The organism is Streptomyces hirsutus, from assembly GCF_001418415.1.
Lineage (GTDB): Bacteria > Actinomycetota > Actinomycetes > Streptomycetales > Streptomycetaceae > Streptomyces > Streptomyces hirsutus.
Genome location: NZ_LIQT01000212.1, coordinates 22,976 through 38,293, shown reverse-complemented (window position 1 = coordinate 38,293; position 15,318 = coordinate 22,976). Strand labels below are relative to the sequence as shown.

At 72.5% G+C, this 15,318-nt stretch carries 15 protein-coding genes, 5 tRNA genes and 1 pseudogene; 12 read left to right on the top strand and 9 right to left on the bottom strand.

All coding sequences use genetic code 11. The features are described 5' to 3' along the window. The 3 genes from cobT to AOK11_RS17365 all read left to right on the top strand — a co-directional run. Positions 1 to 2,126: nicotinate-nucleotide--dimethylbenzimidazole phosphoribosyltransferase (gene cobT / locus AOK11_RS17375; RefSeq protein ID WP_157869386.1), on the top strand; the 2,126-nt coding region annotated here is incomplete at its 5' end. A 175-nt stretch (positions 2,127 to 2,301) separates the two neighbouring features. After that, positions 2,302 to 3,558 carry a uroporphyrinogen-III C-methyltransferase gene (gene cobA / locus AOK11_RS17370; protein WP_055594630.1) on the top strand — a complete coding sequence of 419 codons (1,257 nt, stop codon included), beginning with the start codon at positions 2,302 to 2,304 and terminating at the stop codon, positions 3,556 to 3,558. A gap of 109 nt (positions 3,559 to 3,667) precedes the next feature. Beyond that, entirely contained in the window at positions 3,668 to 4,513 is an 846-nt protein-coding gene (locus tag AOK11_RS17365) for a TrmH family RNA methyltransferase (protein WP_055594629.1), read from the top strand. A 54-nt stretch (positions 4,514 to 4,567) separates the two neighbouring features. On the opposite strand, the pseudogene AOK11_RS17360 reads toward AOK11_RS17365, so the two are convergent. After that, positions 4,568 to 6,021, bottom strand: a pseudogene (locus AOK11_RS17360) (serine/threonine-protein kinase); the annotation flags it as partial. A 196-nt stretch (positions 6,022 to 6,217) separates the two neighbouring features. Between AOK11_RS17360 and AOK11_RS17355 the strand changes: the two are divergent. From AOK11_RS17355 to AOK11_RS17340, 4 genes are all read left to right on the top strand, one after another. Then, positions 6,218 to 6,451, top strand: a complete 234-nt coding sequence (locus AOK11_RS17355) for a hypothetical protein (protein WP_055594627.1) — start codon at positions 6,218 to 6,220, stop codon at positions 6,449 to 6,451. A gap of 279 nt (positions 6,452 to 6,730) precedes the next feature. Continuing rightward, the gene (locus tag AOK11_RS17350) at positions 6,731 to 6,940 is read left to right on the top strand and encodes a hypothetical protein (RefSeq protein ID WP_042174944.1); all 210 of its coding nucleotides are present in this window, start codon (positions 6,731 to 6,733) and stop codon (positions 6,938 to 6,940) included. 369 nt (positions 6,941 to 7,309) lie between these two features. Continuing rightward, complete coding sequence (locus AOK11_RS17345; RefSeq protein WP_055594626.1) at positions 7,310 to 8,242, top strand: aminoglycoside phosphotransferase family protein; 933 nt, start codon at positions 7,310 to 7,312, stop codon at positions 8,240 to 8,242. A gap of 80 nt (positions 8,243 to 8,322) precedes the next feature. Further along, positions 8,323 to 8,616, top strand: a complete 294-nt coding sequence (locus tag AOK11_RS17340) for a TFIIB-type zinc ribbon-containing protein (RefSeq protein ID WP_079034912.1) — start codon at positions 8,323 to 8,325, stop codon at positions 8,614 to 8,616. A 47-nt stretch (positions 8,617 to 8,663) separates the two neighbouring features. On the opposite strand, the gene AOK11_RS17335 is transcribed toward AOK11_RS17340, so the two are convergent. From AOK11_RS17335 to AOK11_RS17315, 5 genes are all read right to left on the bottom strand, one after another. Further along, positions 8,664 to 8,735 (bottom strand) — tRNA-Val (locus tag AOK11_RS17335). 43 nt (positions 8,736 to 8,778) lie between these two features. Then, positions 8,779 to 8,850: transfer RNA gene (locus AOK11_RS17330), tRNA-Val, on the bottom strand. A 19-nt stretch (positions 8,851 to 8,869) separates the two neighbouring features. Further along, positions 8,870 to 8,941, bottom strand: a tRNA-Val gene (locus tag AOK11_RS17325). A gap of 1 nt (position 8,942) precedes the next feature. Beyond that, positions 8,943 to 9,016 (bottom strand) — tRNA-Cys (locus AOK11_RS17320). 36 nt (positions 9,017 to 9,052) lie between these two features. After that, positions 9,053 to 9,125 (bottom strand) — tRNA-Gly (locus tag AOK11_RS17315). Between the two features lie 155 nt (positions 9,126 to 9,280). Here AOK11_RS17315 and AOK11_RS17310 point away from each other — a divergent pair. The 3 genes from AOK11_RS17310 to AOK11_RS17300 all read left to right on the top strand — a co-directional run bounded on the left by AOK11_RS17310 (position 9,281) and on the right by AOK11_RS17300 (position 12,119). Then, positions 9,281 to 10,333 carry a chorismate-binding protein gene (locus AOK11_RS17310; protein WP_055594624.1) on the top strand — a complete coding sequence of 351 codons (1,053 nt, stop codon included), beginning with the start codon at positions 9,281 to 9,283 and terminating at the stop codon, positions 10,331 to 10,333. Then, positions 10,330 to 11,151 carry an aminotransferase class IV gene (locus AOK11_RS17305; protein ID WP_055594623.1) on the top strand — a complete coding sequence of 274 codons (822 nt, stop codon included), beginning with the start codon at positions 10,330 to 10,332 and terminating at the stop codon, positions 11,149 to 11,151. Before AOK11_RS17310 ends, AOK11_RS17305 begins: the two co-directional genes overlap by 4 nt. A 77-nt stretch (positions 11,152 to 11,228) precedes the next feature. Further along, complete coding sequence (locus tag AOK11_RS17300; RefSeq protein WP_055594622.1) at positions 11,229 to 12,119, top strand: GNAT family N-acetyltransferase; 891 nt, start codon at positions 11,229 to 11,231, stop codon at positions 12,117 to 12,119. Positions 12,120 to 12,144: 25 nt separating this feature from the next. On the opposite strand, the gene AOK11_RS17295 is transcribed toward AOK11_RS17300, so the two are convergent. Further along, positions 12,145 to 12,669, bottom strand: a complete 525-nt coding sequence (locus tag AOK11_RS17295; RefSeq protein ID WP_055594621.1) for a DsbA family protein — start codon at positions 12,667 to 12,669, stop codon at positions 12,145 to 12,147. Positions 12,670 to 12,962: 293 nt separating this feature from the next. On the opposite strand from AOK11_RS17295, the gene AOK11_RS17290 reads away from it, so the two are divergent. Beyond that, on the top strand, positions 12,963 to 13,424 hold the full coding sequence (locus AOK11_RS17290; RefSeq protein ID WP_240497376.1) for a hypothetical protein: 462 nt from the start codon (positions 12,963 to 12,965) through the stop codon (positions 13,422 to 13,424). A 203-nt stretch (positions 13,425 to 13,627) separates the two neighbouring features. Beyond that, positions 13,628 to 13,780 (top strand): hypothetical protein, encoded by a 153-nt coding sequence (locus AOK11_RS43460; protein WP_167353808.1) that lies wholly within the window; start codon positions 13,628 to 13,630, stop codon positions 13,778 to 13,780. Positions 13,781 to 13,929: 149 nt separating this feature from the next. Here AOK11_RS43460 and AOK11_RS17285 read toward each other — a convergent pair whose 3' ends face one another. Both AOK11_RS17285 and AOK11_RS17280 read right to left on the bottom strand, forming a co-directional pair. Further along, a complete protein-coding gene (locus AOK11_RS17285) occupies positions 13,930 to 14,490 on the bottom strand; it encodes a CGNR zinc finger domain-containing protein (protein ID WP_055594619.1) in 561 nt (186 codons plus the stop codon). Between the two features lie 276 nt (positions 14,491 to 14,766). Next, entirely contained in the window at positions 14,767 to 15,180 is a 414-nt protein-coding gene (locus AOK11_RS17280) for an SsgA family sporulation/cell division regulator (RefSeq protein ID WP_055594618.1), read from the bottom strand. Between the last annotated feature and the right edge of the window lie 138 nt (positions 15,181 to 15,318).

The following is a 15,318-nucleotide window of genomic DNA, read 5'->3' as shown; positions in this document are numbered from 1 at the left end:
TTCCCCCGGAGACGCGGCCGGACCAGACCCTGGGGGAGTTCGTCCCCGTCGAGGGAGCCGTGCCGACCACCCCGCATCTCGCACCGACCCCGCCGCAGCCGTTGACCCTCCCCGCCGAGGAACAGCCCGTGCCGGAGGCCGCAGGTCCGGTCCCCGTGCCCCGCCGGGCCGACACCGGCGCCGTTCCCGTCGCTCCCGTCCCGGAACCGGCCGTCGAGCCGCCGGCCGAGCAGGGCCTCGCGGAGAACGCGCCGGGCGAGCACCCGTCCGCGGAGACCGAGCCGATCCAGGCCGTACCGGCTTCGCCCGAACCGGCCCAGCCCGTACCGGCCCAGAACCCCGACGACCTCGACACCCGAGGCGCCGAAGCGGTGCACGCCGCGCCGGCCGCCGGCCCCGCCGCCCCCGGCTACGACGAGGCCGAGCGCGAGGCCGTGCGGAAGGTCATGCGGGAGCGCCGGGACATCCGCAACGGGTTCCGCGACGACCCCATCCCGCACGAGGTCCTGCTCCGCGTCCTGGAGGCCGCCCACACCGCGCCCTCCGTGGGCCACTCGCAGCCCTGGGACTTCGTCGTCATCCGCTCCGCCGAGACCCGGCGCAGCATGCACGAACTGGCCGAGCGCCAGCGCGAGGCCTACGCCAAGTCCCTGCCCAAGGGACGGGCGAAGCAGTTCAAGGAACTGAAGATCGAGGCCATCCTCGACACCCCGGTGAACATCGTCGTCACCGCCGACTCGACCCGCGGCGGCCGGCACACCCTGGGCCGGCACACCCAGCCGCAGATGGCGCCGTACTCCTCCGCCCTGGCGGTCCAGAACCTGTGGCTCGCCGCGCGCGCCGAGGGCCTCGGGGTCGGCTGGGTCAGCTTCTTCGACGAGCGCGAGATGGTCCGCTCCCTGGGCCTGCCCGAGCACCTCGAAGTGGTCGCCTACCTGTGCGTGGGTTACGTCGACGAGTTCCCAGACGAGCCCGAGCTGATGCAGGCCGGCTGGTCCAAGCGCCGCCCGCTGTCGTGGGTCGTGCACGAGGAGACGTACGGCAGGCGGGTGCTGCCCGGCGAGGAGCCGCACGACCTGCTCGCCGAGACCGTCGCGCAGATCCGCCCGCTGGACGCCAAGGCACTCGGTGAGGCCTGGGAGCGGCAGAAGCGGATGACCAAGCCGGCCGGCGCGCTCGGCATGCTGGAGATCATCTCCGCTCAGCTGTCCGGACTGTCCCGGCAGTGCCCGCCGCCCATTCCGGAGCCCGCGGCCGTCGCGGTCTTCGCGGGCGACCACGGTGTTCACGCCCAGGGCGTCACCCCGTGGCCGCAGGAGGTCACCGCCCAGATGGTGGCCAACTTCCTCGGCGGCGGAGCGGTCTGCAACGCCTTCGCCACGCAGGTGGGCGCCGAGGTCTGCGTGGTCGACGTCGGTGTGGCCTCCGACCTCCCGGCCACCCCGGGACTGCTGCCGCGCAAGGTCCGGGCCGGCACCTCCGACATGACCGCCGGCCTCGCGATGACCCGCGAGGAGGCCAAGCAGGCCATCGAGGTCGGCATCGAGACCGCCCGCGACCTGGTCGCCGCCGGCAACAAGGCCCTGCTCACCGGTGAGATGGGTATCGCGAACACCACCGCGTCCGCCGCCCTGATCTCCGTCTTCACCGGCGCGGACCCGGCCGAGGTCACCGGCCGGGGCACCGGCATCAACGACGAGACCCTGGTCCGCAAGACCGACGTCGTGCGCCGCGCCCTCGAACTGCACCAGCCGGACCCCGCCGACCCCATCGGCGTCCTCGCCGCCGTCGGCGGGTTCGAGCACGCGGCCATGGTGGGCCTGCTCCTCGGCGGCGCGTCCCTGCGGACGCCGGTGATCCTGGACGGCGTCAGCGCCGGGGCCGCCGCCCTGGTGGCCCGTGCCATCGCTCCCGAGGTGCTGGCCGCGTGCATCGCGGGACACCGCAGCGCCGAGCCCGGCCACGTGGCCGCGCTCAACAAGCTGGGCCTGCGTCCGCTGGTCGACCTGGACCTGCGCCTCGGCGAGGGCACGGGTGCGCTGCTCGCCCTGCCGATGGTGCAGAGCACCGCGCGAGCCATGCACGAGGTGGCGACGTTCGACTCGGCGGGCGTCACCGAGAAGTAGCAGTACCCCGGAGGGGTGGGGCGCGGCGCCCGGTGTTCCGCCGTCGCCGTCCCACCCCCGCCGTACGCCGACCCCACCGCCGTACGCTGGTCCCACATCCGCACACCGCACGTCAGGGCCGCTCCAGTGCCGTAGCGCCCCTCGCACGCCCGCCTGTACGAGGAGCCGCAGCCTCATGGCCGAACACCCCGCCTACCCCGTGGGCCTCCGCCTCACCGGCCGTCGAGTCGTGGTGCTCGGCGGCGGCCAGGTCGCCCAGCGCCGGCTGCCCGCCCTCATAGCGGCCGGCGGGTCCATCGTTCTGATCTCACCGGAGGCGACGCCCTCCGTGGAGGCGATGGCGGACGCCGGTGAGATCACCTGGGAGCGGCGCCGCTACGCCGAGGGCGACCTCACGGACGCCTGGTACGCGCTGATCGCCACCGGCGACGGCGAGGCCAACGCCCGCGCCTCCGCCGAGGCCGAACGCCACCGCGTCTGGTGCGTCCGCTCCGACGACGCCGACCAGGCCACGGCCTGGACCCCGGCCACCGGGCACAGCGAGGGAGTCACGGTCGCCGTCCTCACCACGGACGTCAAGGGCCGCGACCCCCGCCACACCGCCGCGATCCGCGACGCCGTGGTCGAGGGTCTGCGCGACGGCACGCTCGTCGCCCGGCACCACCGCACCCGCACCCCGGGCGTCGCCCTCGTCGGCGGCGGTCCCGGCGACCCGGACCTGATCACCGTGCGCGGACGCCGGCTGCTCGCCGAGGCGGACGTCGTCATCGCCGACCGGCTCGGCCCGCGCGACCTGCTGGCCGAACTCCCGCCGCACGTCGAGGTGATCGACGCGGCGAAGATCCCGTACGGCCGGTTCATGGCGCAGGAGGCCATCAACCACGCGCTGATCGAACACGCCAGGCAGGGCAAGTCGGTGGTCCGGCTCAAGGGCGGGGACCCGTATGTCTTCGGCCGCGGCATGGAGGAACTGCACGCGCTCGCCGAGGCGGGCATCGCGTGCACCGTGGTCCCCGGCATCTCCAGCTCCATCTCGGTCCCGGGCGCGGCCGGGATTCCGGTCACCCACCGTGGCGTGGCCCACGAGTTCACCGTGGTCAGCGGCCACGTCGCGCCCGACGACGAGCGTTCCCTGGTCGACTGGCCGTCGCTGGCGAAGCTGACCGGCACCCTCGTGGTGCTCATGGGCGTCGACAAGATCGGCCGGATCGCCGAGACCCTCGTGGCGCACGGCAGGTCGCCGGAGACCCCGGTCGCCCTGGTCCAGGAGGGCACCACGGCCGCCCAGCGCCGCGTCGACGCCACCCTCGCCACGGTCGGCGAGACCGTCCGGGCCGAGGGGGTCAAGCCGCCGGCGGTCATCGTCATCGGCGAGGTCGTGAACGTCGGACTTCCTGCCGCGCGGGCTCCGCAGCCCGCGCAGCCCTCGTAAGCCTTCGCGACCCTTGTGGACCGCAGGCGACATCCCCGGCAGTAACCCCCGGTAACACGGCCGATCCCGGCCGTTGGCACCACACCCAGGACAAGGCAGTATCACCCCCGTGGCCGATCTCATCACCGTTGAGGACCCCGACGACCCGCGCCTGCACGACTACACGGGCCTGACCGACGTGGAGCTGCGCCGCACACGCGAACCCGTCGAAGGCCTGTTCATCGCCGAGGGCGAGAAAGTCATCAGACGCGCCAAGGACGCGGGCTACGAGATGCGCTCCATGCTGCTCTCGGCCAAGTGGGTCGACGCCATGCGCGACGTCATCGACGAACTCCCCGCCCCGGTCTACGCCGTGAGCCCGGAACTCGCCGAACAGGTCACCGGCTACCACGTGCACCGCGGCGCGCTCGCCTCCATGCAGCGCACCCCCCTGCCCACGGCTGCCGAACTGCTGCGCACCGCCCGCCGGGTGGTGATCCTGGAGTCCGTCAACGACCACACCAACATCGGTGCCATCTTCCGCTCGGCGGCAGCCCTCGGCATGGACGCGGTCCTGCTCTCCCCGGACTGCGCCGACCCGCTCTACCGCCGCAGCGTCAAGGTCTCCATGGGGGCGGTCTTCTCCGTGCCGTACGCCAGGCTCACCAGCTGGCCCAGGGACCTGGAATCGGTCCGTGAGGCGGGCTTCACGCTGCTCGCCCTGACCCCCGACGAGAAGGCCCGCAGCCTCGACGAGGCCGCCCCGCACCGGATGGACAGGGTCGCCCTGATGCTGGGCGCGGAGGGCGCCGGGCTGTCCACCCAGGCCCTGGTCGCCGCCGACGAATGGGTCCGCATCCCGATGTCCCACGGCGTCGACTCGCTCAACGTGGGCGCGGCGGCCGCGGTCGCCTTCTACGCGGTGGCGACGGGCCGGCCGACGGGACAGGACGGGGCGAGCCCGCCCGCGCCGTGAACCCGCCGAGCCCGCCCGACCCCGGCTCGGGCGCGGCCCCGGCAGGTACTCGGGCGGAGTCGGCCGTCCCGAGTCGGCCGACGCCCTGCTCCGGTGACCGGCAGCCACCGCGCCCCTGCCGTCGTCGCCGAGGCCGCGGGCCGGTCCTGTCAGCCCTGGATCAGGGCGATGCCGACCGCGACCACCAGTGTCACCACGACGAACACGAACAGCCGCTGCAGGAGCAGCCGTGGATTGGCCGGCCGCAGGCCGCTCCCCGTCGTCCGGGGCCCGGGGCGACGGGGGCCGGTGCCCGACCGCGTCGAGTCCCGTGACCCGGACGTGGACCGTGATCCGGACGTGGACCGGGAACCCGACGTGGACCGGGACCCGGACCGGGAAGGCTTGCCACCGCGGGAGGCGCCGCCGCGCGAGGCACTGCCGCCGCGTGACGCGCCGCTCCCGCGCGACGGCGGCACGCTCCGGTTGCCGCGCCGCCGCGGCGCCCCGCCCCCGGCCGGACCGGCGCCGCGACCCGGGGCCGCGCCCTGCGGCGGGGGAGTGGTGGCCTGCCCCTCGGGCGCACCCTGCTGCCCCGGCACCCGACGCTGCGCACGGTCCGGGTAGGTGTCGGCCAAGCGCCCCGCCGCACGCTCCGACTCCGCGCCGCGCGGAGCCGGCGGACGGACGCCGGTGAATCCCTGACCCTCCCGGGCGGCGATCTCCTTGAGCCGCAGCGACAGCTGGAGCGTGCTCGGCCGCTCCTCGGGGTCCTTCGCGAGGCACGCGCGGACGAGCGGCGCCAACGCGTCCGGGACATCCTGCAGATGGGCCTCCTCGTGCACCACGCGGTACAGCATCACCTCGGAACTGCCGTGCCCGAAGGGCGAGTCGCCCATCGACGCGTACGCCAGCGTGGCGCCCAGCGAGAACACGTCCGTGGCCGGTGTGACGGCCGCGCCCCGCACCTGCTCCGGCGCGAGGAAGCCGGGCGAGCCGACCGCCGTGCCGACGTGGGTGAGCGTCGAGGCGCCGGTGGCCCAGGCGATGCCGAAGTCGATGATCCGCGGTCCCTTCGGGGACAGCAGGATGTTGGACGGCTTCAGATCCCGGTGCACGACCCCGGCCTCGTGCACGGCGACCAGCCCCTCCGACAGGGCCGCGCCGACCGCGGCGACCTCGGCCGCGCCGAGCGGCCCCCCGTCGGCGACCCGGTCGTGCAGCGACGGGCCGGGCACGTACTGCGTGGCGAACCACGGCCGGTCTGCGTCGAGGTCGGCGGCCACCAGACGGGCCGTGCACCCGCCACGGATGCGGCGCGCCGCGGACACCTCCCGCGCGAACCGCGAGCGGAACTCCTGGTCCTCCGCCAGATCGGGCCGGATGACCTTCAGTGCGACCCGCTGCCCCTTCTTGTCGGAACCGAGATAGACAACGCCCATCCCACCCGCGCCGAGCCGTCGGTGAAGTCTGAAAGAGCCGACGACGCGCGGGTCCTCGCGCCTCAGGCGCATCATCGCCATGTTCATCCCCGCTGCCCGGTCCTGTGACGTGCCCCAGCTTACGTTTCCCCGGGCGCCCTTGCGCAGAGGCCGCGCCCTCTCGGAGCGGCGGATTGTCAGTGGTGGGTGGGAGACTTGAAGAGTGGTCGGGGGACGCGCGGACAGGCCGGGTTCGCGCGAGGTGGCGGTCCCAACCATTCGATACCGAAGGGGGATTGATCACATGAAGGGCGACCGTGTGGAGATAGTCGTGGACGCCGGGGACACGACGCGCACGTACGAGGTGGTGGCGAGCAGGGCGGGCCGCAGGGTGGAGACGGCGGTGCGCCGGGGCGTGGTCGAAGTGAGTGAAGTCACGCGTACGGGAACTGCGGTGCGAACAGCCCGGTTCATGGCGAACCGGGTCCTCGCACTGGTCGAGCACCCGGTGCCGCGGGTGGAGGACTCGGAGACATGAGCGACGAGAAGGGGGCGGACCGGACGTCCCCTCGGGGATGTCCCTGACACGGAGCGGCCCGTCTCCACCCAGGGGAGTACGCCGCAGGTCACGGCTCATCCTCCGGGAGGCCCGGCAATCGGTACGAGGGCATGACGTCCGGGAAGCGCCGGGCACCTAGATTTGAGGTCAAGCGGCGGGTGCGGTACTCGTCCCCCGAGGTCGGACGCCCGCCGCTGCCAGAGGTTCGCACACAGCACCCGAGGCACCACGACAACAGAAACGGTCAGGAGAGGGGCCATGGCCCATACGGCATCGCGGACAGTCGTCCGCACACGGGCACACAAGGCGGGAGCCGCCATGTTCCGCCCGAGCCGCGAGGGCCGTCGTCACCCGGTGGTGGCGACACTGATGGCTCTTCCCCTGGCGGTCCTGCTCCTCCTCGTCTTCGACGGGTGGGAGACGGTGGCCACACAGGCGTCGTCCGTGGGAGAGATGCTGGGGCGCTGAGCGGCGCCCCAGGCCCGGAAGAGCGGTCCGGGCGGGGACATCCACCCATGAAACCCCGTGGGGACGGGGGTGCGACGGACGGCAGGAATGCCGGCGCAGCTGGGGAGCTGCGCCGGCACTTTTCTGTGCGCCTGAACCGGCGCCGCTTTCGCGGAGGTGGTTGCCGGCTGTGGGGGTTGCTCAATCAATGGTTGCGGTGCCTACGGGGGTGTTGCTGCGGGCGGTGTTCGTCAGCGTCGCCGAGTCGCGCAGCCGCCACTGCACCACCGGTGCGTTGCAACCACGGGCCGTCGTGTCTTTCCCCGCGCCACCGGCCAACGCCGGTCACGCTCCCGCTTACTCTCTCCGCAGGCCGCATCAGGGAGACCCATGACAGCCATCCCCCTCCTTCCCGAACTCACCGCCCGGGCCGAAGGAATCGCCCACACCCGCACCCCCGCCTGTTCCTGCGAGGCGAGCGGCACCCTCGCGGACCGGCCCGACGGCACCGTCGTCCGGCACGCGGACACCGTCGCGAAGGCCCACGCGCCGGACGCCGACGCCACCGAGCTGACCCGGCGCCTCGCCCTCGCCTCCCGCCACCCGGACGTGCTCCTGCCCCCGCTCGATTCGGTACCGGCCGACCTGCACGGCAGGCTCGTGACCTTCTGGCCGTACGGCAGCCCGGTCGACCCGGACGATCCCGACGCCGCCCCCTGGGAGGCCGTCGGCACCCTGCTCGCCCTGTTGCACCGCACGCCGGTCCCCGAGGCGGCGCCGGTCATGCGCGGCCCGCTCAAGGCGGCCCGTGCCGTCGCCGGGCTCCGTGCCGTCGGCGACCACCCGGCCGTGGCCCCCGTACGGGATGCCTGGGTGACCCTGCCCGCCTGGGCGCGCGCCGAGGCGCCCATGCCGCAGCCGGCCGCCCTGTGCCACGGCGACCTCCACCTCGGCCAGCTCGTACGGACGCCCGGAGCGTCCTGGCGACTGATCGACGTCGACGACCTGGGCGCGGGCACCCCGGCCTGGGATCTCGGCCGTCCCGCCGCCTGGTTCGCCTGCGGGCTGCTGGCGCCGCAGGAGTGGGGGCGGTTCCTCGACGCGTACCGGGCCGCGGGCGGCCCCGCCCTCGACGCCGCCGAAGACCCCTGGGCCGTCCTGGACGTGCCGGCCCGCGCCCTCACCGTGCAGACCGCCGCGCGGACGGTCACCAAGGCGGTGGCGGACGGGCGGCCCCTGGACGAGGTGGACCACGCCCTGATCGACGCCTGCCGGCGAATAGCCGCGGTCCCAGCCGAATTGGCGCACGAATCGACGAAGTAGGGTGCAACCGACCGCAGTCGGACAGAGTCTGTCCTGGAGATACCTGAAGCAGGTCCGACCGGCGAGGAGTTGAACCGATCATGCAGTGTCCGAAGTGTCGTGCGCCGATGCACACCTACAACCGCAACGGTGTCCAGATCGAGCAGTGCAGCGGCTGCCGAGGGATCTTCCTCGACTACGGCGAGCTGGAGTCGCTGACCCGGCTGGAGTCCCAGTGGTCCCAGCAGGCCGCGCCGCCGCCTCCCGCGGCCCCGCAGGCGTACCCGGCGGCGCCCCAGCCCGCGTGGGGCGCCCCGCACGGCGGTCACCACGGGGGCCACCACTACGGCCACCACCGGAACAAGGGCTTCGGCCGCATGCTCTTCTCGTCCTGACGACGGAACCCCCGGCCGCCTGAGCGGCCGGGGGTTCCGGGGTGATGTGGACGATACTGGGATTGAACCAGTGACCTCTTCCGTGTCAGGGAAGCGCTCTCCCGCTGAGCTAATCGTCCTCGGGACCACGACCACTCCGAAAAGCGGATCATGGGTGCTGCGTGCGCGATACTGGGATTGAACCAGTGACCTCTTCCGTGTCAGGGAAGCGCTCTCCCGCTGAGCTAATCGCGCGGAGGATCCGAAGATCCAGTGGACGATACTGGGATTGAACCAGTGACCTCTTCCGTGTCAGGGAAGCGCTCTCCCGCTGAGCTAATCGTCCATGGAGGTGGAGACGGGATTTGAACCCGTGTAGACGGCTTTGCAGGCCGTTGCCTCGCCTCTCGGCCACTCCACCAGGAGTGCAGGGGCCCGGGAGGCCCCCGATCCTTCGAGCGGACGACGAGGTTCGAACTCGCGACCTCAACCTTGGCAAGGTTGCGCTCTACCAACTGAGCTACGTCCGCCTGTCGGTCCGGTCCGCTTGCGCGTCCCGGCGACGTGGTGAACTCTAGCGGATTCCGGGGCCAGTACAAAAACCCGTTTGTGCAGCGTGCTGCGCTGCGTCTGCTCACGGACACGGCCAGGTCACCTCGACGGCCCCCGCCATAGACTCGACGGTGTGCTCGATCTCCCACCCCTCGCCCGCTTCGGCAGCCGCGTCGCGACCGGTCTCCTCGAGGTCACCGACGACCCGGCGGCCCTGGACTCGCACGGTTTCTGGGCCGTCTGCGCGGACTTCGAGGGCCGTCTGACCTGCGCGCGCTTCCGTGACGTACGCGAGCAGCCGGTACCCGCGCCGCTGCCGGGCGGCTGGCGCGGGCCGGCCACCGGTGACTGGACGTCCTCCCTGGACCACGCCGCGTACGTGGCCGGCGTACGGCGCATCCGCGAGCAGATAGCCGCCGGCGAGGTGTACCAGGCCAACCTCTGCCGTGTACTGTCCGCCCCCGTCCCGGCCGACGCCGACGTGGACGCTCTCACCGCCCTGCTGGCCCGCGGCAACCCGGCACCGTACGCAGGAACGATCCGCCTGCCGGGGCACGGCGTGGAGGTCGCCACCGCCTCGCCCGAGCTCTTCCTGAGCCGCGAGGGGCGCGTCGTCGAGTCCGGGCCGATCAAAGGCACCGGACGCACCGAGGCCGACCTCCTCGACAAGGATTACGCCGAGAACGTGATGATCGTCGACCTGGTCCGCAACGACCTCGGCCAGGTCTGCTCCACCGGCAGCGTCACGGTGCCCGACCTGTGCGCCGTCGAGAAGCATCCGGGGCTGGTGCACCTGGTGTCGACGGTGCGGGGCGAGCTGCGGCCCGGGACCGGCTGGCCCGAGCTGTTCGCCGCCGCGTTCCCGCCCGGCTCCGTCACCGGCGCGCCCAAGTCGAGCGCCCTGCGGATCATCGACACCCTGGAGACGGCGCCCCGGGGCCCGTACTGCGGCGGCATCGGCTGGGTCGACGCCGACCGGGGCACCGCCGGGCTGGCGGTGGGCATCCGTACCTTCTGGATCGACCGGGAGCCGGACGGCGGTGCCGTGCTCCGGTTCGGCACCGGTGCCGGCATCACCTGGGGATCCGACCCGGAGGGGGAGTGGCGGGAGACCGAGCTGAAGGCGTCCCGGCTGCTCGCGGTAGCGTCGGGCAGGCACGAGGTGAGCGAAGGGACCCTGAGGTGAAGATCTGGCTCGACGGCGGGTTGCAGGACATCGAGTCCGCCCGCGTCTCCGTCTTCGACCACGGACTGACCGTGGGCGACGGCATTTTCGAGACGGTGAAGACCGTGAACGGCAGGCCGTTCGCGCTGACCCGGCATCTCGACCGGCTGGCCCGCTCCGCCCGGGGGCTCGGCCTGCCCGAACCGGACCTCGACGAGGTCCGCCGCGCCTGCGCGGCCGTCATCGAGGCCAACCCGATGCCGCTCGGCCGGCTGCGCATCACCTTCACCGGCGGCCACGGCCCCCTCGGCTCCGACCGCGGCGAGCACGGCCCGACCCTCGTCGTCGCCCTGGGCGACACCACCCGCCGCCCCGACTCCACCGCCGTGATCACCGTTCCCTGGACCCGCAACGAACGCGGCGCGCTCACCGGCCTGAAGACCACCTCCTACGCCGAGAACGTGGTCGCCCTCGCCCGCGCCCGCGAACAGGGCGCCTCGGAGGCGCTGTTCGGCAACACAGTCGGCCGGCTCTGCGAGGGCACGGGGTCCAACGTCTTCGTCGTCCTGGACGGTGAGATCCACACCCCGCCGGTCGCCTCCGGCTGCCTCGCGGGCATCACCCGGGCGCTGGCCGTCGAGTGGACCGGCGCCGCCGAGACCGATCTGCCGATGGACGTCCTCCAGCGGGCCGACGAGGTCTTCCTCACCTCCACCCTGCGGGACGTGCAGGGTGTGCGGCGCGTCGACGACCGTGAACTGCCCGGCGCCCCGGGCCCGGTGACGGCCAAGGCCATGCGGATCTTCGACGAGCACGCGGCGGCCGACCTCGATCCGTGACGAGGCTTGGGACCGGGTACGAGGCCGGTGCGTGACATGCGGCTGATCCGGGCGGTCGCAGGGGTAGAACATCACTGATGACCACGACCCTGCGGCCGGCCGAGCCGCTCCAGCAGAATCCCGACGGCACGCGCTCCCGCCGCTACCAGGTGTGCGTCAACAGCCGTCCCGTCGGACGCATACACATCGGTACGCATCCCGTCTTCGGTGACGCCGTGGCCCGGATCACGAACCTGTGGATCGAGGAGCCGGACCGCAGGCGCGGCCGGGGCACGGTGGCCGCGCTCGCCGCCGAGGAGATCGCCCGCGGCTGGGGCTGCCGCCGCATCGAGGTGACGATCCCCGCCGAAGTCGAAGTCGAAGCCGAAGCCGAAGCCGGAGGGGCGGAGACACGGGCGGCCGGGGCCGGTGCCCCTGCCGGGCCCGCGCTCCGCCTCGCCACGGCGCTCGGCTACGTCGTGCGCAACTACGCCATGGAGAAGGCGCTGGAGGACGTCCCGCCCGCCCTGCCGGAGGGCAGTCGCGGACGGCCGATGACCGACGCCGAGTTCGGCCCCTGGTCGGTCAGGAGCGAGGCGGAGTACGCGCGGAGCTGGATCGAGCGCGGTGTCCCGGAGGCCGAGGCGCGGACCAAGGCGGCCAGGGAGCAGGCCGACCTGCTCCCCGACGGACGGGACTCGGAGGACATGCTCCTCAGCGTCCTCGAACACGAGGGCATCCCCGTGGGCACGCTGTGGCTCGCGGTACGCGAGGACCATGGATACGTGTTCGACGTCGAGGCCGACGCCGCACACCGCGGCCGGGGGCACGGACGGTCCCTCATGCTGCTCGCCGAGGCGCAGTCGATCGCCGCGGGGAAAAGCGCCATCGGTCTCAACGTCTTCGCGGACAACACCCCGGCGGAGCGGCTGTACGCGTCACTCGGTTACGGGACGACGCGGTACACGATGTACAAGCACCTGCTGTAGGGGCCGGGGCCGGGGAGTTCCTCGGTCAGCCGTCCTGCTCGGCGAGGAGCCGGTCCGCGATCTCCTCGACGCGTTCGCGCAGGCCCTCCTGGCTCTTGCCGCCGTCGAGAAGCTCACCGCCGATGACATAGGTCGGGGTGCCGGTCACCCCGATCGCCTTGCCCTCGGCCTGGTCGGCGTCCACGATCAGGATGTGCCGGCCGTCGATCAGCGCGGTGTCGAACTCCTCGGCGTCCAGTCCGAGTTCCCGGGCGACCTCGACCAGGAAGGGTTCTCCCGCACGGCTCAGTTCCTCGACCCGTCCCAGTACGGCCTCGGCGTAGGCCCAGCCCTGCCCCTGCTCGGCTGCCTCCTCGGAGGCCTGGGCGGCGGCGAAGGCGTGCTTGTGCTTCTCCAGCGGGAAGTGCCGCAGCCGCAGCTCCAGACGGTCGCCGTACCGAGCCCGCAGGGCGTGGAGATCGTCGAGGGCGTCACGGCAGTCCGGGCACTGCAGATCGCACCACACGTCGAGTACGGGGGCGGCGGCGCGGGCGGGGGAGGAGTCGCTCATGGCCGACAGTCTTCCAGCCCCGCGCCGCGGCACCCAATCGGACCTGTCGCCTGTCCGGCCCGAGGGCCTTTCGTGCGGATCAGGCTGTATCAGGCACCGGAGCCCGTGAGCCCGTGAGCCCGGCATGATCGGGACGACGGGCTCCGGGGAGTACGCCGCACCGGCACCTGCGGAGGAGCCGACCCGGAGATGTCCCTGATCTGCGGCCGGAGCATGGCCCGGTGGGGTCCGGAAGGTGCAGGATGGAAGGGACGAAGTGCCCGATGCCACCGAACCCCTGCCTGGAGGACCGGATGATTGCCGAGACCGTCTGCTCCGCCGTGTCCGCGGCAGGCCTGGGCATCGCGCTGGTCACGGCCTACCGCAAGCGATTCCTCACCGCGACCCGCATCGCCGCCTATGCGCTCGTTCCCATCGGCCTGGTGATGACCGGTGTCGTCGAGTGGCTGGCCGACACCGCCTTCAGCCCCACGGCCTGGGCGGGCTTCGGTGTGCTGGGCCTGTCCTGGGTGCTGTTCATGACCACGCGCGCGGTGGAGCGCCGGCGCGGCGGCACCCGCCAGGAGCGGAAGGAACGCAAGCAGCAGCGCCGGGCGGCCGGGGCGTCCGGACAACCCGGGGCAGTGGCTCCCGCAGCCTCGGCCCCCTCCCTGGGCCCGGGCTCCCGCCCGGCGGCGACCCGCCCCACGGCCGCGCCCAAGAGCGACGACGACTTCAGCGACATCGAGGCGATCCTCAAGAAGCACGGCATATGAAGCTGTCCTGGGCGGACGCGCCGCACCGCAGGTGACGGGGTGACGCGGGAGCGGGAGGCAGCGGGCCGAAGCGTCACAGGCGGTCCCGGAGCGTGCGCAAACGATCACAGCTCGGACGAGGGATCGTGGAAATCGGACCCTCGCGTTCAGTCCGTGAGTGGTGATCGCATCGGGCGCTCCCGATGCGTCATGATCCCCGCGAGATGCTGGACACGACACAGAGCGAGGCCGCGCCGCCGCAGGACGAGCCGCGTGGATGCCTCTTCGCCCTTTCCCAGCCACCGCTGATGATCTTCCTTGCGGTGATCGGGTGTCTGCTGCTCACGGCCGCCCTGCACGACCTGCTCTGGCTGTGAGCCGTACCCGCGGTACCCGGCGCCACCCGTCGGGACCGCGTCGGCACGGCATCGCCACATCGCCCGCCCGGACGACCGGCCCAGGCAGCCCAGGCAGCCCAGGCAGCTCGGCTCGGCCCCGGAGTGCGCCCCCGCCCCGCTGCGTACGCTCAGCCCGCCGCCTCCTTGCGGCGTGCGCGGTACGCGGCGACGTGCAGGCGGTTGCCGCAGGTGCGGCTGTCGCAGTAGCGGCGGGAGCGGTTGCGGGAGAGGTCGACGAAGGCGTGCCGGCAGTCCGGTGCATCGCAGCGCCGCAGCCGCTCCTGTTCTCCGGCGACCACGAAGAACGCCAGTGCCATCCCGCAGTCCGCCGCCAGGTGATCGGTGACCGAGGCACCGGGGGCGAAGTAGTGCACGTGCCAGTCGTAGCCGTCGTGGTTGGTGAGCCGGGGCGTGGTGCCCGCGGCCGCGATCAGCTCGTTGATCAGTTTGGCCGCGCTGTGGGCGTCGGGAGCGGCGAAGACCGAGGCGAACCGTCCGCGGATCCTGCGCACCGCCGACAGGTCGAACTCCGTGAGGACCCCGACCTCGCTGACCTCGTGGCTGCGCACGAAGGCCTCGAGAGCCTGGAGGTCCGGCAGCCCGTCCGGTGCCGAGTCGTCCTCCGGCGCGGAGTTCACCAGATCCACCACGGTGTCCAGCGCGCACCGGGTGTCGTGGGTGATCAGCACGATTCGCTCCCTGGCCTGAGGGTCGGGCGGGCGCCCGCCGATGCTGGCCGATGGTAGTGGCTCCCGCAAGCCCATGAGCGCTCCTCGCTCGCACACGGCTTCGAGGGTCGCGGAGGAACGGTCCCGCCGGGGTTCCGTGCCGGAGCTCGAGCGCAGCACAACGGCGCCGCCCGCGGTGTCCCGCGGCGTCGGCGCCGTTGTGTGCCGTTGCACGGCTGTCAGGGCCCGAGCCGTCACCCCGAGTCGACGGCGTCGGGCAGCTTGGTGAACCCTCGCCTAGCTTTCCGCCAGGATGTGCGAGAGCTCCTGATCGAGATCGAAGTGCCGGTGTTCCGTGCCGGGAGGCACGGCGACGTCCGTACGCTTCAGGAAGGACTCCAGAGCCCGTGCCGGGGCCTCGAGCAGAGCCTCTCCCTCCGGAGAGCTCAGGGCGATGCAGACGACGCCCTGACCATGACTGCGCGACGGCCAGACGCGGACGTCGCCGGTGCCCGTGGGGCGGTGAAGCCCCTCGGCGAGGAGGTCGCGGGCGAACACCCACTCGACGGTCTCCTCGGCTCCGGTATGGAAGGTGGCGTGCACGGCGTAGGGGTCGGCCGTGTCGTACCGCAGGCCTGCGGGGACAGGCAGGGAAGACTCGCTCGACACAACGAGGCGCAGGTGCAGCTCGCAGCTGACCGTGGTGTTCATAAGCGCCAGGGCCTTTCGCTCAGTGTGCGCTCGGGGATTCGCACGTCGGCGAAATCGACATGCCACCTGCGGTGCCGTTGTAAACCCCTCTGAGTGTTTTGCATGGATTTACGTAACTCAACCGGCCGAAAGATCGTT